This window comes from Gynuella sunshinyii YC6258 (assembly GCF_000940805.1).
Classification (GTDB): domain Bacteria; phylum Pseudomonadota; class Gammaproteobacteria; order Pseudomonadales; family Natronospirillaceae; genus Gynuella; species Gynuella sunshinyii.
Genome location: NZ_CP007142.1, coordinates 2,679,122 through 2,700,628, shown reverse-complemented (window position 1 = coordinate 2,700,628; position 21,507 = coordinate 2,679,122). Strand labels below are relative to the sequence as shown.

Sequence of the window (21,507 nt, the reverse complement as noted above, 5' to 3'; positions counted from 1 at the left end):
GATGCTTTAAAATTATGACAGTCAGGTTCTTGGGCGTCGCCACTTCAGGCGGTAACCCATTTCTCCAGGTGCAGCCTGAAAGCCTTCGCAAACAAACTGATCAGCTACCATAACTAACTCACCGTTCCAGTATAATAACGGCAAGCGATCCCGCCACCAGGGCTCAATCCGATACTCCTGCAAGAGTCGCTTCAGATCCCGACTGCCCTGCCGTCCAACGGGAATAGCGCGCTCCCCGCCGACCCGAAAAGCAACCGTTAATGGTAAAAACCGGCCAGACAACAACCATCGCTTATCGTCTTTTGCTATCTCACTAACCAGTTCCACAGTTCCGACTCCGGGAATATCTGTTGCGACATCCGGTTTGATCACAATCGTTGTTCTGGGCAGTTCAGCCAGTACAGGTACTGCATAAATTGCCGTCTTAAATCGACGAATAGAATAATCTTTCAGATAGACTGCCGGCTCAGCGTCTGCCCTGGCAAAAATGACTGAACTAACTATTTCCTCCAGCACTTTTTGTGAGGGCACGGTCAGATTCATTAAGCCCAACCAAAGCCGTAGTAACTTCATAATAAGAGCACGATCTGTTTCTTCAAAACCAACGATTTTTAATGCATTTTCAACCGTCAGCCGATGATTGAGTTCCGGATACAGTTGTTCCTGCTCATTGCCTGCAGCATTCTGGATATGATTAATCGCCCGGGTAACTGTCTGACGATACTGGGGCCAGCGGCTTTCTATAAGCGGAAACAGTTGATTTCGAAGAAAGTTTCGATCATAACGGTTATCATCATTACTTTCGTCATCCACCCAGCGAAATCCTTCATCTTCAGCATATGCCATCAACTCGGAGCGCTGCAACTGCAGCAGCGGTCGAACCAGCAACCCGGCACCACAGGAACGGGACTCACTCATAGCCGACAAACCTTCCAAGCCGGCGCCCCGTAACAGTCGCAACATGAAGGTTTCAATCTGATCATCAGCATGATGAGCAGTTAACAGAATATCGCCAGATACCAGCAATTTTTCGAACTCCTGATATCGGGCATCTCTGGCCGCCGCTTCTATTCCTTTACCCTGATTTTCAACCTGAACATACAGACACTGACAAGCTACTCCATATTGCTGGCAAACATCAGCACAATGTTCAGCCCATTTGTCAGCGTTTGGACTAAGTCCATGATGCACATGAACGGCAAGCACAGGTACAGAAGGGTTACTTCGAACCAGTGCATGAAGCAATACGTGAGAGTCAACGCCACCACTGTAGGCAATCAATATTCGGGTGGGTTTATAACGTTGAAGGCAATTTTCGATAGCAGCTGAAATCATGATGGTTTCAATATCACTCAATTACTGGAGTCTGACTGATTTGATGATCACGGCACCGACACCTATCTGGTGCCCTGTCGTCAACCGGGCCTGGGCGCGTCAGTTAATGCCCACAAGTACCGGCATTTACGATAATCACCGCGATTAAACAACTCTGTACCAGCAGGAACATCTACAATATTGACAAACACTGCACCCAGTTTTTCGCAGGTCTTTCTTGATGCAGTATTTTCGGGGTTGCAGGTAATCCACAACTCGGTCATACCATGTGCAAGCGCAACGTCTTTAATAATATTACAGGCTTTTGCAGCATACGAATGCCCCTGATACGATTCATGGACACTGTAACCTATATGACCACCATACAGAATCAGATGACGAGTATTACCAATCCTGACGTCAATATCACCAACCCAGGTCAAATCACGGCAACGTATTATTTTGAATTTATAGGCAGGAACCCGATCCATTGCCCGATGACCGCTAAGGTAATCGTCAATTTCGAGTTTAAGTTCACCATCTGTCAGTAAAGGAAATTTTTTAAATTGAAACAAAAGAAGTTCGCATCAATGTTGCCCGTTAACTGTATATGGTTTGTGCCACAGTTAACGGACCGTTGTAAATACCCATATTAAGCGAGGGCTCATTTTTCAGTGTCTGTTGGGTGATCAGGCACTTAGTCCATAAGACATGAGTCGTTGATAACGGCGCTCCACCAACTGTTCTACGGGCATCGCAGTGTACTCTTCCAAAGCCCTTGCCAGACAAGCCTTCAGGTTTTCCGCCATCAGTTGATAATCCCGGTGCGCACCTCCCAAAGGTTCATCCACCAGCTCATCACAGATACCCAGTTTATGCACTTTTTCAGCAGTCAGACCCATAGCCTCTGCGGCGTCGGCAGCTTTTTCCGCGGTCTTCCACAGGATTGATGCACATCCTTCAGGAGAAATCACCGAATAAATTGAATATTTCAACATATTCAACTGATCACAAACCCCTATCGCCAACGCTCCGCCAGATCCGCCTTCACCGGTTACCGTTGAAATTATCGGCGTTTTGAGGCCAGACATTTTCAATAAATTAAAGGCAATCGCCTCGCTCTGGCCACGCTCTTCAGCATCAATACCCGGATAAGCACCTGGAGTATCAATAAAGGTAAATATGGGCAATTTAAAACGTTCGGCAAACTCCATAAGCCGTAAAGCCTTACGGTAACCCTCTGGCCGGGGCATACCAAAGTTACGCTTGACTTTATCAGCGACGGAACGACCTTTCTGATGACCGATAACCATAACCGGGCGACCATCAAAACGGGCTGTACCTCCGACAATTGCACCATCATCGGCAAAGTGTCGATCACCGTGCATCTCGTCAAAATCAGTAAAGATCAAATTGATGTAGTCATAGCTGTAAGGTCGTTTGGGATGACGGGATAACTTAACAACCTGTTCCGCCTTCAAACCATCAAAAATATCTTTGGTCATTTTTTGACATTGCTGCTGAAGCCTCTGAATCTCGGCAGAAATATCAATTTTATTGTCATTGCCGACCAGCCGAAGCTCTTCTATCTTGGCTTCCAGCTCGGCAATAGGTTGCTCAAAATCTAAAAAGTCTGGATTCATTGGGACCCTTTACTTTATCTAGTGTCGGCTGTAGCCGGGGAATCTTGTTTTACAGGCAGGTGCCCACATTCTTACAATCTGATCGGACCTGCAGCGTACGATTCAGGTCACATGGATTCCATTAAAATTTTGTTCAGACTAATAACAGCCCTCATTAAATACAAGTAACCCTGGTCTTTTGTGTGCAATACATTCATCACATCACAAAATTTCAAATTCTTCCCTTCGAAACCGCAATTTAACCCGTTCTTCTCCAAACAACTGCCGCATCATATGCAAGCTTTGATCATCCAGAGAGGCAGTCAACTGCGGGTTAATACGCACCAATGCTCGAGCACTGGAATGGTGATAATCCACAAACAGGGGACAGCCATCATTCTGCCGGGTAATACATTGTTGCAGATCTCTGACCAGGTTTCTGGGATTGATCGAATCATTGATCTCAATGGTAATTCCGCTGATCAGTTTCTTTCGTGCGTCGGAGATGGAAAATACCGAACGGGCCATTACTTTGTTGCGCTCAGAGTAGTTGTCCCAGGAAACATCACCTTCGACAACAATTAACGAATCCACTACGAGGTATTCCCGGTACTGGTTAAAGGTATCGGAAAACAGCGCCACCTCAACCCTTGCAGTCCGGTCATCAAGGGTCACAAATGCCATGGTATCTCCCTTACGGGTCTTCATGGTTCGGATGGCTATGATCAAACCCGCCAGCGTTTGGGTATTTTTGCTGGCCTCAATTTCGGAAAGGCGACGGTCTACAATATTCTTAAGTTCATGTTCGTATTCATCAATTGGATGACCGGTCAAATACAACCCGAGTGTTTCTTTTTCGCCCAGCAAACGTTGTTTGGCAGACCACTCATGAACCTTTAAAAACATCTCATATGGATCCCCGGCCTGTTCCGCTTCCAGTTCACCGAACAAATCGAACATACCTGCACTTTCATTACGGGCAGCCTGCTCCGCCGCTTTCACTGCACTTTCCATAGCTGCTTCTGCAACGGATCTGCTAGGCACAATGGAATCCAATGCCCCGCAGCGAATCAATGCCTCTATGACCCGCTTATTTACCCGGTGGTCAACACGGGCACAAAAATCAAACAGATCTTTAAATTCACCCCCATGTTTACGAGCCTGCACAATTGCCTCAACCGGCCCCTCACCAACTCCTTTTACGGCTCCAAGGCCATATATGATCTGATCCTGATCATCTACGGTGAACATGTATTCACCTTTGTTGACATCCGGCGGCAACAAGACCAGGCCCATTTTCCGACAATCTTCAATAAAGGTGACCACCTTATCGGTGTTCTGCATGTCAGAGGACATAACCGCCGCCATAAAGGCTGCCGGATAGTGTGTTTTTAACCACAAGGTCTGATAGGACACCAGGGCATAGGCTGCAGAGTGGGATTTGTTAAAACCGTAACCAGCGAACTTTTCCACCAGATCAAAGATTTTCACTGCCAGATCTGGGTCAATTCCCTGGGATTTCGCGCCGTCCTCAAACACAGCTCGCTGTTTGGCCATTTCCTCCGGTTTCTTTTTACCCATCGCCCGACGCAACAAATCCGCGCCGCCCAAAGTGTAGCCCGCCAGTACCTGAGCAATCTGCATGACCTGTTCCTGGTACACAATAACTCCGTAAGTGGGCTCCAGAATCGGTTTCAGGCTCTCATGCTGATAATCTGGGTGAGGATAGGCAACAGGGGCGCGACGGTGCTTACGGTTGATAAAGTCATCCACCATCCCCGATTCCAGTGGTCCTGGTCGGAATAGCGCCACCAAGGCAATCATGTCTTCGATATTGTCGGGCTGCAGACGGCGAATCAGGTCTTTCATGCCGCGCGATTCAAGCTGGAAAACAGCCGTGGTCTCCGCTTTTTTCAGTAGCGTAAAACTGTCCTTATCATCCAGCGGAATTTCCTCGATGCGCAGCTCCGGCTCACCTTTTTCCCGCCGTTTATGGTTGATGGTCTTCATCGCCCAGTGAATGATGGTAAGCGTTCTCAACCCCAGGAAGTCAAATTTGACCAGTCCTGCTGACTCAACATCATTCTTGTCAAACTGTGTGACCAAGCCAGTACCGTCGTCTTCACACAACAACGGTGAGAAATCCGTTAACTTGGTCGGAGCAATCACCACTCCACCGGCATGTTTACCAGTCTGCCGGGTTATACCTTCAAGGCGCTGGGCCATTTCCCAAATTTCCTGGGCTTCTTCGTCACCGTTGACAAACTCCTGCAACTCAGCAACACCGTCCCAGGCTTTGGCCAACGTCATGCCAGGATCTCCCGGGATCATCTTCGATAACTTGTCGGCCAGACCATAGCTTTTTCCTTGAACACGGGCTACGTCACGAACAACGGCCTTTGCAGCCATAGTACCAAAGGTGACAATCTGACTGACGGCCTCCCGGCCATAGGCTTCAGCCACATACGAAATGACCTTGTCGCGGTTTTCCATACAGAAATCGACGTCAAAGTCAGGCATGGATACCCGCTCCGGGTTCAGGAACCGCTCGAACAGTAAGTCATATTCCAGGGGATCAAGGTCAGTGATTTTTTGTGCATAGGCCACCAATGACCCTGCACCGGATCCCCGTCCAGGCCCAACCGGAATATCGTTGTTCTTGGCCCACTGGATAAAGTCCATAACAATGAGAAAGTAGCCGGGAAACCCCATCTGGATAATAATATCGAGCTCAAAGTTCAAACGGTCGAAATAAACCTGTTTCTTTGCCTCGTAATCAGGATCGTCTTTTCGTAACAGGACTTCGAGACGTTCCTCCAACCCCTCAATGGATACTTTCTGAAAAAACACTCCTTCAACAACCTGCTTCTGCCACTCTTTGGAAGCAGTATCAGGATCCGGGGTTTTGATTCGCATCGCCCGTTCGACACGCGCCTGAATTTCATCCCAAGGGTAGCGGTCAAAGAAAGGATCATTATGGAAGTCTTCTGGAATTGGATATTCCGGCAGAAAATACTCACCTAAATGCACCGGAACACTGCAACGCTGGGCGATATGCCAGCTGTTCTCGACAGCGCTGGGAATATCACTGAAAAGCTCGCTCATCTCCTCACTGCTTTTCAGGTATTGTTCTTCAGTAAAACGCTGTTCACGCCTCGGATCACCCAGAGTGACCCCCTCATTGATGCAGACTCTGGTTTCGTGTGCTTCAAAATCCTCTCGCTGCAGAAACACCACATCATTGGTAGCAACCACTGCAATCGAAAGACGGCGCGCAATTTCGACACTACCTTGGACAATCAACTCATCCCCGGAACGCTTGGTTCGCAACAACTCAAGATAAAACCGGTCTCCAAAAACAGACTGCCACTCAGCAGCAATTTGTTCGGCCAGTTCCATATGGTTACGCTCAAGCGCAAAACCTATCTCTCCTGCTCTGGCACCGGAAAGCACAATCAATCCGTCATTTTTATCAAACAGCCATTCGCGCTTGGTCTGTGCATACCCCATTTTTTGATTATGCTGATATGCCATTGAAATCAACTCGGTCAGATTCCGGTACCCCTGAGTATTCTGCGCCAGAGCTGTCACTCTGAACGGACGATCAGGCTGTTCCGGATTCTCAATCCACAGATCACTACCCAGAATGGGTTTGATACCGGATGCAAGTGCCCCCTGATAAAACTTCACCAGCCCAAACATGTTAGTGAGATCAGTGATCGCCACGGCGGGAATATCGCGCTCCACACAATGCTGTAACAGCTTTTTGACTTTTACGATACCGTCAATCAACGAAAATTCGGTATGGAGATGTAGATGTATGAATGGATGTTTCACAGCAGGCTCTCTTGTATCTGTAGTGACGGAGCTTGTTTTATTGCAGCTTGGACAGGTGCATATGATGTTCGATGTACAGGCGTAATCCCATAACGTGATAATGCCGTCAGGTGCTCTTTCGTCGGGTAACCCTTGTGGCGGGCAAACCCATAACCCGGATACTGTTGATCCAGTTCGACAATTTCACGATCGCGGGTCACTTTTGCCAAAATTGACGCAGCTGAGATGGCCTGCACCCGACCATCGCCTTTAACAATGGCTTTAGCTTCACACTGCAGGCCAGATGGAACCTTATTTCCGTCAATGAGCGCAAATTCAGGTGTTTTTTTAAGACCTTGTACCGCACGGACCATCGCCATCATGGTTGCCTGAAAGATATTATACTGATCAATCTCTTCAACAGAGCAACGGGCTATACAATAATCTTCGGCATCTGTAAGGATCATTTCAAACAGCCGCTCGCGCTTCTTTTCACTAAGCTTCTTGGAATCCGTCAGTTCCGGGCAAAAATAACCATCTGGAAGTATGACCGCAGCGGTCACAACATCACCAGCAAGCGGCCCCCGACCAACTTCATCAACACCACAGAACCGCAACCCCGGACATAAGGAAAGCTCGAGATTTTCATATTCATTTTTCATGGTCATCAGTTTCGGACAATATCCGTTTTAACACCGCGTTAGCTGCCACTTGATCGGCATCTCTGCGTAATTGCTTGTGTATAAATTTAAATGTATCCATCAACTGGTCAGTACGATCGGAATTCTCCAGATAAGTTAACAGCTCATCAGCGATTTTTTCGGCAGTAGCATCATATTGCAATAACTCTGGAACGACTGAGCGTTTGGCCAGAATATTAGGCAATGAAGCCCACTGTGTTTTGACCATTCGTTTGACCAGGAACCAGGTTAATGGAGACATTATATAGCTAACAACCATGGGCTTTTTCAGCAGCATCGCCTCCAAAGCAGCAGTCCCGGAGGCCAGCAATACCAAATCAGCGGCAGTCATCACCACACGGGATTGGCCATCAAACAATGTAACTCTCAGCCCCAGATAATTCTTCAGCTGCTGCTCAAGCATTGACCTGATGGTTGGTGTGGCACAGGGAATAATAAATTCAATACCAGGGTGTATCTGCTGAACCCGCTGTGCCGCCTCAAAAAAAACTGACCCAAGGCGCTCCACTTCGGAACGCCGGCTACCAGGTAAAACTGCAATCCGTAAAACGTCCGAAGATAAACCAAGTTGTCGACGAGCTGCGTTTTGGTCAGGATCCATTGGAATCTGATCTGCCAGGGTATGGCCAACAAACTCCGCATCCACCTGATAACGGGCATAAAAATCTGGTTCAAATGGAAACAGACACAAAACCAAGTCTGCCGCCTTTTTGATTTTAAAGACCCGCTTTTCGCGCCATACCCATACTGTTGGGCTTACATAGTGTATGGTTTTTATGCCATGTGCTTTTAAGCGGGCTTCAACAGTCAAACAAAAGTCTGGAGCATCAATACCGATCAGCATATCCGGCGGATTTTTAAGCAGGTATTGAATAGTTTTTCTACGAATGGAAAGAATTTCAGGCAGGTGCTTCAGTACTTCTACCAACCCCATAACTGACAGCTTTTCCATCGGAAATAGCGAGCGAAAACCATTGGCGATCATCAATGGACCACCAATTCCTTCAAACTCTACACTAGGATACTGTTCTTTGAGAGCCTGAATAAGACCCGCACCCAGAATATCCCCAGAGGCTTCGCCAGCGATTATTGCAATACGCAGGCGTTTCTTCATTCCGGCAAAATACCTCTGGAAGATGCTTTAATGGATTCAATGAAAAGATTCACATGCTCAGAATCGAAGTCCCAGTTTTCCATTTCTTCAATCGCTTTCTGCACAGTCAAATCAGACTGATATACCAGCTTGTAAGCTTTTCTCAACTGGTTGATAACTGCTTTCGGCAAGCCATTACGCTTCATACCTTCATAGTTCATACCACGGGCAACCCCTGGATTACCGACAGCCATCACAAATGCTGGGACATCGTTACGGATCATTGTCCCGCCACCAATCATCACATAGGAGCCCACATGGCAAAACTGATGAATGGCACTAAGTCCACCAATGATAACGTTGTTACTGAGGTGAACATGACCCGCCAGTTGAGTACCGTTGGCAATCACGCAGTTATCCCCAACCACACAATCATGCGCTATGTGAGTGTAGTTCATGATCAAGCAGCCATTGGCAATTTGGGTCAGGCTATTGTCCTGAACAGTCCCTCTCTGAATCGTGACAAACTCCCGAATAACATTATTGTCACCAATTTCCAAAAAGGTACGTTCGCCCTTATATTTTTTATCCTGGCAATCCTCGCCCACTGATGCAAACTGATAAATCTTATTGTTTCGACCAATTCTGGTCGGCCCCTTAATCACCACATGTGGCCCGACCCAGGTACCTTCGGCTATTTCAACCTCAGCACCGATTACACTGTATGGACCGACCTCAACATCTGCCGCCAGCTTAGCCGCAGGGTCTACCACTGCCGTTGGATGAATCACTCAGTTATACCTTCCTTTCTGCGAACATCAGCTCGGCGCTACAAGCGAGCTCACCATCAACATATGCCTGAGCATCAACTTTATGAATGCCACGCTTGGAAGCGATCAGCTTGGCTTCCATATCCATTCTGTCACCAGGTATTACCTGACGTTTAAAACGCACATTATCCAGCCCGGCAAACAACACCAGATAGCCTTCTTCTGATTTATGTCCCGAAGTCAAGTATCCCAGCACTCCTGCCACCTGAGCCAGCGCTTCACAGATCATTACTCCCGGAAAAACAGCCAACCGGGGAAAGTGACCGTTAAACACATCTTCGTTACCAGTAACGTTCTTGTATCCTTTTACATAATTACCAATCTCAAGCTCAGTAATTCTATCCACCAACAATAGAGGATAACGGTGCGGAAGGATCTTTTTTATGTCCTCATGGTTCAGAGGCAAAGCGATATCAGTCATGTACTTGTATCTTCAGTCATTAATTAGAATTGAAGGAAACTGGCCGTTTCTGATCGGATTTTGGCCACCTTCCTACCAGAAAGGCACCATATTAACCGTTAATCAGACGAGTTGCCCGCCATTTGTTTTTCCAGTTTTTTAACTTTGTTTTGAAGATCCATCAAATTTCGTACCCGAGCTACCCATTTTCGCCATTCTTTAGACGGTTGAACGGGCACGCCACTGGAGTACATACCAGAAACCGGAATCGACTTTGTGACCATGGACTGCCCGGTAAAGACACAACCATCTGCAATTTGCAGGTGCCCGGCAAAGCCGGTCTGTCCACCAATCATGCAATGACTACCAATTTTTGTACTGCCTGAAACGCCGACCTGCGAAGCAAATGCCGTATGATCCCCGATCTCGACGTTATGTCCCAATTGCACCAGATTATCAATTTTGACGCCATTACCCACAACCGTTGAACCGATTGCACCTCTGTCAATGGTTGAGTTAGTACCTACTTCCACGTCATCCTTGATCACAACATTGCCAACCTGGGTTATCTTGTTCCACACGCCTTTATCATTGGCAAACCCAAAACCGTGAGAACCTATGACACAACCGCTGTGGAAGATACATCTCTCACCAATTTCAACACCATAATAAATAGTGACATTAGGATATAAACAGGTATCTGCACCAATAATGACATTTGCTCCAACAACGGTGTTGGCACCAATCCTCACCCTGTCTCCCAGAACAGTTCCGGCTTCAATAACAGCATGGGCTCCAACAGTAACATCAACCCCCAGCCGTACACTTGGATGTACGACTGCTGTTGGATGTATGCCCACCTCGGGAGCCGGTTCAGGGTCAAACAGTTTTGACACCTTCGCATACGCAAGATATGGGTTGTCAACCACTATGCGATTGCCCGCAAATTGTGCTGCAAGATCGGCACTGATCAACAAAGCACCAGCCTTACAATCACTCAAATGTTGCACATATTTAGAGTCACTCAGAAAACTCAAACTGGACTCAAGTGCAGAATTAAGTGGTCGAATTTCGACCACCTCATATGTCGGGTCACCCTCAACCGTTCCCGATACCATTTCGGCAATGCGCTGCAAGGTTAAAGACATAATTACTTACCTTCTTTTACCAGCTTGTTAAATTCATCCTGAACCTGCTGGGTAATGTTCAGTGTTTCATTGACATAAATAACTGAACTTGCTTCCACGACCACATCAATCTTTTGCTGTTCAACAATGGCTTTAACTGCCTTAGCCATAACTGGTTGGTACTCACGGATGAACTGGTTCTGACGCTGACTCTGTATCTGTTTGAGTTTATCAACTAGAGATGAACGTTCTGCCAAACGCTCCTGAATAGTTTGTTTGATTTTATCTTGCTCAGCAGCTTCCAAAATGACGGCATCAGTTTCCAGCTTTGTCTTAAGTTCATTTACTTCGGCTTCAAGCTTTTTAATACGCTGTTCATCACTGCCGTATTCAGATTTCAGTTTTTCTGTTTCGGATTTGGCTGCTTCACTACCAAACAACGCCATGTTTTGATCCAAAATTGCGATCTTGGCCTCAGCCATCGCGAGAGTGGACAAACTTAGCAGCAAAACTGCGAATAGGTTACGAATCATAATTATGGATCCTTATTTATCATTTTCTGCTTTAAAAGTTATAGCCAATGGTAAAGGCAAATGTCTGAATCTCATCATCTTTACGACGATCAACCGGCCAACCCCAGATAAAACGTAATGGTGCAATCGGAGTCATCCAGTCAAACTCTATACCATAACTGTAACGGATATCATCCCAGACGACGCCTTCTGTACAGTCGGCATTCTGAGATAAACAATGGTCTGTAAACACATTACCAGCGTCAATAAAGAATGATGACCGGAACTGACTCTTATCTTCAACCAATGGCATGGGGAAATAGAAATCAACGCCATAGTTCAACAGTATATTACCGCCTATACGGGAAGGATCATCATTAGTACTTGGCGTACTGTACGGCCCTAAACCACCGTAACTAAAGCCTCTCAATGTTGATATCCCACCAGCATAATAGTTTTTCAGGAAAGGCAGTGTAGAATCTCCATATCCCGAGCCATACCCAAGTTTGGAACGGAACTTCAGAAAATACCCATCACTGATAGGCTGATAATACTTACCTTCATAAGTGATCTTGTAATACTCAAGATCACTAAATGGCATAGAGGCCTGAACTGACACTCTGTGATACTGCCCCTTGTTCGCGAAAGTCGTACCGTTCAAAGTTGAACGGGTCCAGGCGAGATTCAGATTAACTTCTTCGAATGCGTAATGCGCGCCCTCTTTCTTACCATAATCATCGATGAACTCTTGTATTTCCAGGGGAGGTTCATTGACGTACAAATTAGTGTTGGTATATCCAATTCCATAACTCAGACGATCATCATTACTGATTGGGTATCCAAAGGTAAAACCACCACCCCAATTGTTAGTGCCGTAGTCATTCTCACTAATTTCGCTATAGTCCTCTTCTGACAGGAAAGCGTTATACTCAAGACTGACACCATCCAAAGTAAAGTAAGGATTGGTATACGTGAGCTCGAGTGATTTTTCATAATTCGCAGTTTGTGAGCCAACTATCGATATATCCCGACCACTGCCCCGGAAGTTCTTCTGGGTATATTCAAGCGAATAAAAAATACCGCCAGGGTCAGCATAACCTATCGAGCCTTTGATGATTCCATCGCTGGCTTCGGCAACGTTGATATTCAAATCCACTTGATCATCGGTGTTCTGTACTTTGCTGGTTGAGACCTCAACCGTTTTGAAATAACCGGTCCGTTCCAGTCTGCTCTTTGATGTCTGAATATTTTTACCAGATACCAAAGCCCCCTCCATTTGAGTCAACTCCCTACGAATCACCTCGTCATTAGTTGATTCATTACCGGTCACATTGACTTTTCTGACATATGTCCGCTTCCCTGGCTCGATTACAATAGTCAAATCCACCAGTCGCTTTTCATCATCAATATCCGGCACGGTATTTATCTGTGCAAATGCATATCCAAGATCAGTCAGACGATCTTGCAGGGCTTTCTGCACATCCGAAACTTTCTGCCTGGAAAACAACTCACCCGACTTAATGGTCACAAGGTCCCGTAACTTCTGGTCATCTCCGACCAGCTCACCTGTCAGTTGCACATTACTGACGGTATATGGCACACCTTCACGAAGATTATATGTCAAATGAACATTTCTTCGGTCAAGGCTAATTGCGACCTGGGTGGAGGTCAGTTCGAAGCGGATATAACCACGATCAAGGTAATAAGCCGTCAGAGCTTCCTGATCACTGCGGGCTGTTTCACTGGAATACCGGTTATTACGGGTAATCATTTGCAACACATCACCAGAACGGGTGGGCTGCATATTCATGGCTTTGATGAGTTCCTGATCACTAAAGACACTATTACCGGTAATATCAATAGAGGCGACCCGAGCGACCCGACCTTCATCTATTTCTAGCTCTACTTTAACCCGGTTTCTGGGAAGAGGCGTGACAACAGCTTCGACCTTGGCATTATAACGGCCAAGCGCAGCGTACTGGCGCTCAAGCTCATAAGATAACTGGTCCAGATTGCTACGATTGAAGACTTCTCCTTCCTGAATTTTGGCATCACGAAAAACCTGTTTCAGAATATCTGTGGATACTGCCTTATTTCCATTAAAATCAAGCACCGATATTGATGGCTGCTCTACGATCTGGAACTGGAGCAACCCTGATTCTGCATCGGTATAGGCCTTGATATCCCGAAATAAACCGGACTGGTACAAGCGCTTAATCGCTTCTCCTATCTGACCTTGACTGACATCATCACCCTGCTCGACCAAAATCAAATTCAAAGCAGATCCAATAGAAACTCGCTGAAGCCCTTCAATCTCGATCTTTTTTACAACCATAGCGGAAGAGCTTCCTGTGTAGGCTATCAACGACAGGAACAACAAAGATTTTTTTTTGATCATCAACTACTCACATTAAAGGCTGTTCATGGCCCAGCTTGAATTGTATTTTTTATAAACGACTAAAATCATTAATGACAGCAAACACCATGACAGCCAGCAGCAAAGACGCTCCTATCTGAACTCCGAGTATCTGCACCTTCTCTGGCAAAGGTCTTCTGAAAATCCCTTCAATGAGATAAAACAACAAATGTCCACCATCTAGAACCGGTATGGGCAGCAGGTTAAATACCCCAAGACTGATACTGACGAATGCCAGAAATCCAATAAAAACCTCAGGCCCCGAGATCACACTTTCACCCGCCATTTTGGCAATGGAAACTGGTCCACTGATATTTTTGACGCTGACTTCGCCGGTCAGCATTTTGCCAAACATCCGCAAACTTAAACTAATCGTTTGCCAGGTCTTTTCAAAACCTTTGATCAGCGCTGTTGCCGGGTTATCCTGATGAGATATGATCATATCGTCCGGTATACTGGGAACCACTACCGTTGCTCCCAAAAACCCACTTGTCTTGCCATCGGCATTGCTAACTGCGTCAGGTACGAGTGTCAGTTGAACGATTACATCGCCACGCTGCACCTCAGTTTGCATTGAAACACCTGGGCTTTGTTGCACCAAATGCACCCAATCACTCCAGTTATCAACCTTACGACCATTGACTGACAACAGTCTATCGCCGGACTTTAATCCACCCTTTTCAGCCTGGCTATCTGTCACCACTTGATCAATCACTGGATCCAAGCGGGTTGGAAACGGACTGATCCCGATACTTTCGACAGGATTGGGGTCCTTAGCATCCTCCAACCAATGGTCAATGCGAACCAAATATCGACGTTTGTCGGCAGCGGTAAACTCAATGGTTCCAGTCTCTCCAATCCGTTCAACCAGACGATAAGAAATGTCCTGCCAGTTTTCCACATCTTGACCATCTACTGCACGTATCGTTATGCCTTCAGTCATACCTGCTTTAGCCGCAGGGCTATCGACCACAACCTCTCCTACAGTGGATTTAATCGCTGAAGTTCCGATCATAAACAGCAGCCAGTAGGCCACAATTGCAAAAATAAAATTTGCTATTGGCCCGGCTGACACAATAGCAATACGTTGCCACAGTGATTTATGAGTGAATTCCTGGCCCAGGTCAGCCGTATCTACCTCTCCTTCACGGGCATCCAGCATTTTGACATAACCACCCAGAGGAATTGCGGCAATCACATATTCTGTCCCATACCGGTCATACCATTTGAACAATGGCTTGCCAAACCCGACAGAGAATCGAAGCACCCTGACGCCGCAGCGTCTGGCCACCCAAAAATGTCCATATTCATGCACTGTTACCAGGATTCCGATCGTCAGAATCAACCCTATAATCATCATCATGATAATTCTCCCGCAATTCGGCTTACCGCACGCTCTGCCTGTGATCGGGCCAAAGCGTCAAATTCTAATACAGTTTCGATGCTGTCGAGAGTAGAGACTGGAATCTGGTTTAAAATTAATTCATTTACGTAGGCTATTTTTGTAAAACCAATCTTGCCATTCAAAAAGGCATCAACCGCCACTTCATTGGCAGCATTTAACACAGACCCGGCGGTACCTCCTGCTGAAAAAGCCTCTCGAGCAAGACGAACACACGGAAACCTGATTTCATCCGGCGCTTCAAACGTTAACGAAGACAAAGATAAAAAATCCAGCGCACTGGCACCAGAGTCAATCCGCTCTGGCCAACCAAGTCCATAAGAAATCGGAATTTTCATATCCGGCGCCCCCATTTGGGCCAAAATAGATCCATCTCGATAACGAACCATGGAGTGAATAATTGACTGTGGATGCACAACCACCTCAACCTGATCAGGACACACTGAAAACAGCCAGCAAGCCTCTATCAGCTCAAGGCCCTTATTCATCAACGTAGCAGAATCAATGGTAATTTTTGCCCCCATACTCCAATTGGGGTGAGCCAGGGCCTGTTCTCGTGATGCATTGGTAATCTGCTCCATGGTCCATGCTCTGAACGGACCACCCGAGGCTGTCAGCACGATAGATCGAATACCTTGTGAAGAGTCAGAAATATCAAATTGATTGGGTAGACATTGGAAAATCGCATTGTGCTCTGAGTCTATTGGCAACAACAAAGCATCAGAGTGTTTGACCGCCGCCATAAACAACTGACCGGATGTCACCAAAGACTCTTTATTCGCCAGCAATAACTTCTTCCCCGCTTTGGCTGCTGCCAGACTGGGCTCCAAACCCGCGGCACCAACAATTGCAGCCATAACAATGTCGGCTTTCTCTGCCTGAGCTATATCGACTAACGCATCCTTACCGCAAAAAAGTTCGCATGAATGACGAACCGGCAGCAAAGTTTTTAACCTGACCAGATCCTTCTCGCCACCTACAACGGCAATATCCGGATTAAACTCGACAATCTGCCGAGCCAGCAGCTCTACATTTTTAAAACCGGACAATGCAAAAACCTTGTAGCGATCAAGATTTCGACGAACCACATCCAACGTACTGCAGCCTACCGAGCCCGTTGAACCTAAAATCGTTAAATTCTGCACGCCTGTATCATCCGATTGGAAATAAACTCAATGCCAGAGCAAAAATGGGTACCGCTGCACACATACTATCTGCCCTGTCCATCACCCCGCCATGACCTGGCAAAAGATTGCTACTGTCCTTAACTCCACGATTACGCTTTACCATGCTCTCAACCAGATCACCTATTATGGAAAACAGGACGACCAGAGTCGTTGAGGCAAACAATACAATCCAGCCCGACAACGTAAAATCCGGATCACCCGCCAAAATCAAACCAGCGACAGTGACAACCAGATAGACTGTTAAAAGCCCGCCAACAACACCTTCCCAGGTTTTTCCCGGACTAACATTAGGGGCTAGCTTGCTGCGTCCAAATGACTTACCCGCAAAATACGCCCCAACATCTGCCCCCCATATCACAAGCATTAAAAACAGTATCCACAGATTGCCATGATCAAGCCCCTTAAGTTGATATAAACCAACCCACATTGGGACCAGAACGAACAAACCCATAATCCGCTGTCGTCTGGGAGATCGCCAGTGAGAACTACTCGCAGGAAAACTTCTGACCAATATAAAAGCAATCAGCCACCAGACCAATGCCAGCCATAACACGATTTCGTCAAACCAATGAAAATAAAGCTGACCAACATAGCATAATGACAGAAGTGTCAGACTCCCCATGGTATAGGTCACCCTCTCCGATATCACATCACTACCGGATAAATGAGCCCACTCCCAGGCACCCAAAGCCACAATAATGGCAGTAAACAGTGCGAAATAGTCGAGTGGCAGAAAAAAGATTCCCCACACCATAATAGGTGCCAGAACCAGAGCGGTAATTATTCTTTGTTTGAGCATTGTAATTCTTTGAGTTGTTCAACCTGATCGTCAGTACGACCAAAACGGCGAATTCGACTGGCATAAGAAGTTAAGGCCTGATGCAATTCTGCACGACCAAAATCCGGCCAGTATACGTCTGTAAAATAAAATTCTGTGTAAGCAAACTGCCATAGCAGGAAGTTGCTGATACGCTGCTCTCCAGCGGTACGAATACACAGATCCGGAGCTGGAAACTCAGCCAAACACACTTCCTGTGATATTAATTCGGCACTGATATCCTCTGGCTCCAACGTCCCTTCCCTGACTTTGCAAGCCAGTTTTTTTGCGGCCTGAGCGATATCCCACTGTCCACCATAATTGGCAGCAACGGCAAGCGTCATAGCTGTATTGCGGCATGTTAACGATTCGGCCTCACGAATCTGGTGCTGTATACGCTCATTAAATCCCGACTTATCCCCAATCACCACCAACCGAATATTGTTCTTATGCAGCCTACGAACCTCTTTTTTGAGCGCAAGCAAGAATAACTCCATCAAAGCGGTTACCTCATCCTTGGGTCTGCGCCAGTTTTCACTGCTAAATGCAAACAGGGTTAATACCTTAACCCCCAGCCGGGCACATTCTTCGACTACTGTTCTGACTGCGTCCTTTCCTGCCTTATGCCCGGCAATTCCCCCCAGCAGCCTGGACTTGGCCCAGCGATTATTACCATCCATAATAATGGCAATATGCTTTGGGAGATTGTGATACTCCGACATATCTAAATCCTGTAAATAAAACAAAGGCTCACGGAATATCCGGGAGCCTGTTGTTAAAACATTAGCATCAATACCTAAACTTTCATCAGATCAGCTTCTTTTTCTGCCAGCTTACTATCTATTTTAGCGATGTAACCATCAGTCAGCTTCTGAATAATGTCCTCTTCACGCCTGGAGTCGTCTTCACTGATCTCTTTTTCCTTGAGTAAGTCCTTTATCACAGAATTTGCGTCACGACGCTGGTTCCGGACAGATACCTTGGCCTTTTCAGCCTCACTACGGGCCAGTTTGACCATATCCTTTCTGGTTTCTTCTGTCAGCGCAGGAATTACTATACGGATAGTGCTGCCGGATGTCGCCGGGTTCAACCCTAGGTCTGATTTTAAAATCGCCTTCTCAATTTCCGGGACCAGTTGTTTTTCCCAGGGATTTATGGCCAGGGTTCTACCATCTTCTACAGAGACATTGGCCACCTGATTCAATGGCGTATCTGCTCCGTAGTAGGACACATGAACGGTATCCAGCAGTGACGGATTAGCCCGTCCAGTTCGGATCTTATTAAATGCATATTCTAATGCTTCAAGAGCTTTTTTCATCTGGTCTTCGGTTTCAACTTTAAGCTCTTCAATCATATACTGGGCTCCTCACTCATGAGCGTACCTTCAACGTCTCCTACTAAAACGTTCACTAGCGCTCCTGGTTTATTCATATTAAAAACTCGAACCGGCATGCCATGATCGCGAACCAGGCACACCGCTGTTAAATCCATCACACCTAATTGCTTTTCCAGCGCTTCATCATAACTCAATCGGCTGTATTTTTTCGCATTTGGTTCTTTACGCGGATCTGCATCATACACACCATCAACATTGGTTGCCTTTAAAACAACGTCAGCGTTGATTTCGATTCCACGCAGGCATGCCGCTGAATCCGTGGTAAAAAACGGGTTTCCTGTTCCTGCTGCAAATATCACCACATCCCCCTGCTCCAAATAACGGATAGCCTTACGTCGATCATAATGATCATCAACAATGCCGCTCATCGGAATAGATGACATAACCCGAGTACGGATACTGCTGCGCTCCAGAGCATCTCTCATTGCCAGAGAGTTCATAACAGTTGCCAGCATTCCCATATGATCACCCGTAACCCGATCCAGCCCAGCCTCACTAAGTGCCGCACCCCGGAACAAATTACCACCACCGATAACCAGACCAACCTGGACACCTATACCAATTAACTGGCCGATCTCCAGCGCCATACGATCCAGAACTTTTGGATCAATACCAAAAGGATGCTCACCGGTTAATGCTTCACCGCTCAACTTCAGCAATATTCGCTTGTACTTGGATTGACTCTTGACAGAAGGCATGTAGAACTCCATTTAAAATCAGGCGTGCAAATATATTTCAGTGGAAGCAGAAAATGAACTCCATACAAACGATTAGAAGCAACAAAATCACAATTAGTTTGGATGAGCACTTTTTTCATGCATTGTGAACAAGCAAAAAAAAAGGCAGTCTCAACTGCCTTTTTTCATACTGCCTCTTACTTGGAGAGGCCCGCTGCTTCTGCGACTTCTTTAGCGAAATCGACCTCTTCTTTTTCGATACCTTCGCCAACCTCAAAACGCACAAAGTTCAAAACTTCAGCACCTGCGTTTTTAACAAGAGTACCCACTTTAACATCCGGATCTTTTACGAAAGGCTGCTCAACCAAGCTGATCTCGGCCAGAAATTTCTTGATTCGACCGTTAACCATTTTTTCAATAATCTCGGCAGGCTTACCAGAGCCTTCGGACTGAGCACTCACCACTTCCTTCTCTCGATCCAGCACGTCCTGAGGAACCTGTTCAGGATTGACATACTGAGGATTGATAGCCGCAACGTGCATTGCAACATCCTTACCCAGCTCTTCGTCACCACCGCTCAGCTCAGCCAGAACAGCAATACGACCGCCATGGATATATGCAGATACTTTAGAATCTGAACCACCAATTACGGCAGCGCGGCGAACGCTGATATTTTCACCGATTTTTTGGACCAGAGCTTCACGAGCACTTTCCAATTCACCCGCCATCAGCGCAGCAATATCAGTCTGTTTGTCTGCAAAAGCTTTGTCAGCAACAGTATTGGCAAAGTTCAGGAAATTTTCATCACGGGCAACAAAATCTGTTTCTGAGTTGATTTCGATTACCAAACCATAAGTGCGATCATCAGAAATACGCGTTAACACCACACCTTCGGCAGCTGTTCTACCTGCCTTTTTGGCAGCTTTAAGACCAGAAGCCTTGCGCAGATTATCAATCGCTACTTCAATATCGCCATCGGCTTCCACGAGGGCTTTTTTGCACTCCATCATACCTAATCCGGTACGTTCACGGAGCTCCTTAACCAGGCCAGCTGTAATATTTGCCATTGCCTTTACCTCAATGATTTATCAATAACTAAATACGGAAGGGGGATTTCCCCTTCTTTTGAATTTCTATATATAAACGCCCGAGCTTACAGTTCGATGATCAGGCTTCACTATCTGATTCAGATTCTGACTCAGTTTCAGCAGACTCGTCTTCAGCAACTTCAACGATATCGTCTTTCAAACCACCAGCCGCTTCACGACCTGCTGCGACTGCATCAGCAATTGCCTTGGCATAAATCTCGATGGCACGAATGGCATCATCATTTCCGGGAATTACAAAATCCACACCATCGGGGTTGCTGTTAGTATCAACCACGCCAATCACTGGAATACCAAGTTTGTTTGCTTCCTGAATCGCAATACGTTCGTGATCCACATCGATTACAAAGATAGCATCCGGCAGCCCACCCATGTCTTTGATACCACCAATGGATTTTTCCAGCTTCTCCATTTCACGGTTACGCATCAGCACTTCTTTTTTAGTCAGCTGATCAAAAGTACCATCAGATTTTTGTGCTTCGAGGTCACGCAGACGGCGAATTGACTGACGAATAGTTTTATAGTTGGTCAGCATTCCACCTAACCAGCGGTGGTTGACATAAGGCATACCTACACGGGTAGCTTCGTCACGAATCACGTTTTGAGCAGATCTCTTCGTACCCACAAACATGATTTTGTTTTTGTTGGAAGCCATTTGCTCAACAAAGGTCAACGCTTTATTGAGCGCAGGAACTGTAAATTCCAGATTGATAATATGAATTTTATTGCGGGCACCGAAGATATATTTGCCCATTTTTGGATTCCAGAAACGTGTCTGGTGACCGAAGTGTGCACCTGCCTTCAACAGGTCGCGCATTGAAACTGCCATAATATTCTCTCTTAAAGTTTGGGTTAAGCCTCCATATACCCCTGCCTCCAACCCTTTCCATACAGAAAAAGGCACCCAGAAAACAGTGTCGGTACATGTGTGACGTTATATTTCCCATGCACATCGCAAGGGGCGCGCTTTATACCATAAGCAGAGAAAATAGCCAAAGGAAAAATGACCATCACCCTATTAGGCACTCAAGCTGCACAAGCGGCACAATTTGCGTACAATCGCACATTTGGCAATCAACCTGTTCATGAGA

Annotated in this window: 19 protein-coding genes; all 19 read right to left on the bottom strand. The window is 46.3% G+C overall.

Annotation, left to right across the window (positions count from 1 at the left end):
- Nucleotides 1–21: 21 nt before the first annotated feature.
- The 19 genes from tilS to rpsB all read right to left on the bottom strand — a co-directional run bounded on the left by tilS (nt 22) and on the right by rpsB (nt 21,248).
- The gene (gene tilS / locus YC6258_RS11840) at nt 22–1,335 is read right to left on the bottom strand and encodes a tRNA lysidine(34) synthetase TilS (RefSeq protein ID WP_044617179.1); all 1,314 of its coding nucleotides are present in this window, start codon (nt 1,333–1,335) and stop codon (nt 22–24) included.
- Between the two features lie 80 nt (nt 1,336–1,415).
- Entirely contained in the window at nt 1,416–1,889 is a 474-nt protein-coding gene (locus YC6258_RS11835; RefSeq protein ID WP_044617178.1) for a GNAT family N-acetyltransferase, read from the bottom strand.
- Nucleotides 1,890–2,003: 114 nt separating this feature from the next.
- Complete coding sequence (gene accA / locus YC6258_RS11830) at nt 2,004–2,957, bottom strand: acetyl-CoA carboxylase carboxyl transferase subunit alpha (protein ID WP_044617177.1); 954 nt, start codon at nt 2,955–2,957, stop codon at nt 2,004–2,006.
- A 201-nt stretch (nt 2,958–3,158) separates the two neighbouring features.
- Nucleotides 3,159–6,773, bottom strand: coding sequence for a DNA polymerase III subunit alpha (gene dnaE, locus YC6258_RS11825; RefSeq protein WP_044617176.1), 3,615 nt, complete (start codon nt 6,771–6,773; stop codon nt 3,159–3,161).
- Nucleotides 6,770–7,420 carry a ribonuclease HII gene (gene rnhB, locus YC6258_RS11820; RefSeq protein WP_082070670.1) on the bottom strand — a complete coding sequence of 217 codons (651 nt, stop codon included), beginning with the start codon at nt 7,418–7,420 and terminating at the stop codon, nt 6,770–6,772. Before rnhB ends, dnaE begins: the two co-directional genes overlap by 4 nt.
- Nucleotides 7,404–8,567 (bottom strand): lipid-A-disaccharide synthase, encoded by a 1,164-nt coding sequence (gene lpxB / locus YC6258_RS11815; protein ID WP_044617175.1) that lies wholly within the window; start codon nt 8,565–8,567, stop codon nt 7,404–7,406. The genes rnhB and lpxB overlap by 17 nt, the downstream gene beginning before the upstream one ends.
- Nucleotides 8,564–9,337, bottom strand: coding sequence for an acyl-ACP--UDP-N-acetylglucosamine O-acyltransferase (lpxA, locus tag YC6258_RS11810; RefSeq protein WP_044617174.1), 774 nt, complete (start codon nt 9,335–9,337; stop codon nt 8,564–8,566). Before lpxA ends, lpxB begins: the two co-directional genes overlap by 4 nt.
- A 4-nt stretch (nt 9,338–9,341) precedes the next feature.
- Nucleotides 9,342–9,797, bottom strand: a complete 456-nt coding sequence (gene fabZ, locus YC6258_RS11805) for a 3-hydroxyacyl-ACP dehydratase FabZ (RefSeq protein WP_044617173.1) — start codon at nt 9,795–9,797, stop codon at nt 9,342–9,344.
- Nucleotides 9,798–9,895: 98 nt separating this feature from the next.
- Complete coding sequence (gene lpxD / locus YC6258_RS11800; RefSeq protein ID WP_044617172.1) at nt 9,896–10,924, bottom strand: UDP-3-O-(3-hydroxymyristoyl)glucosamine N-acyltransferase; 1,029 nt, start codon at nt 10,922–10,924, stop codon at nt 9,896–9,898.
- Between the two features lie 2 nt (nt 10,925–10,926).
- A complete protein-coding gene (locus YC6258_RS11795; RefSeq protein ID WP_044617171.1) occupies nt 10,927–11,436 on the bottom strand; it encodes an OmpH/Skp family outer membrane protein in 510 nt (169 codons plus the stop codon).
- A gap of 31 nt (nt 11,437–11,467) precedes the next feature.
- Nucleotides 11,468–13,750 carry an outer membrane protein assembly factor BamA gene (gene bamA / locus YC6258_RS11790; RefSeq protein WP_052830229.1) on the bottom strand — a complete coding sequence of 761 codons (2,283 nt, stop codon included), beginning with the start codon at nt 13,748–13,750 and terminating at the stop codon, nt 11,468–11,470.
- Nucleotides 13,751–13,862: 112 nt separating this feature from the next.
- Nucleotides 13,863–15,194, bottom strand: a complete 1,332-nt coding sequence (gene rseP, locus YC6258_RS11785; RefSeq protein ID WP_044617169.1) for a sigma E protease regulator RseP — start codon at nt 15,192–15,194, stop codon at nt 13,863–13,865.
- Entirely contained in the window at nt 15,191–16,378 is a 1,188-nt protein-coding gene (gene ispC, locus YC6258_RS11780; protein ID WP_044617168.1) for a 1-deoxy-D-xylulose-5-phosphate reductoisomerase, read from the bottom strand. The genes rseP and ispC overlap by 4 nt, the downstream gene beginning before the upstream one ends.
- 7 nt (nt 16,379–16,385) lie before the next feature.
- Nucleotides 16,386–17,219: a phosphatidate cytidylyltransferase gene (locus YC6258_RS11775; protein ID WP_044617167.1), complete on the bottom strand. Its 834-nt coding sequence runs from the start codon at nt 17,217–17,219 to the stop codon at nt 16,386–16,388.
- A complete protein-coding gene (locus tag YC6258_RS11770; protein ID WP_044617166.1) occupies nt 17,201–17,959 on the bottom strand; it encodes an undecaprenyl pyrophosphate synthase in 759 nt (252 codons plus the stop codon). The genes YC6258_RS11775 and YC6258_RS11770 overlap by 19 nt, the downstream gene beginning before the upstream one ends.
- 74 nt (nt 17,960–18,033) lie before the next feature.
- Nucleotides 18,034–18,591 (bottom strand): ribosome recycling factor, encoded by a 558-nt coding sequence (gene frr / locus YC6258_RS11765; RefSeq protein WP_044617165.1) that lies wholly within the window; start codon nt 18,589–18,591, stop codon nt 18,034–18,036.
- Complete coding sequence (gene pyrH, locus YC6258_RS11760) at nt 18,588–19,331, bottom strand: UMP kinase (protein WP_082070668.1); 744 nt, start codon at nt 19,329–19,331, stop codon at nt 18,588–18,590. The genes frr and pyrH overlap by 4 nt, the downstream gene beginning before the upstream one ends.
- Before the next feature lie 176 nt (nt 19,332–19,507).
- Nucleotides 19,508–20,377, bottom strand: coding sequence for a translation elongation factor Ts (gene tsf / locus YC6258_RS11755; RefSeq protein WP_044617163.1), 870 nt, complete (start codon nt 20,375–20,377; stop codon nt 19,508–19,510).
- Between the two features lie 100 nt (nt 20,378–20,477).
- Entirely contained in the window at nt 20,478–21,248 is a 771-nt protein-coding gene (gene rpsB / locus YC6258_RS11750; protein ID WP_144407793.1) for a 30S ribosomal protein S2, read from the bottom strand.
- Nucleotides 21,249–21,507: the final 259 nt, after the last annotated feature.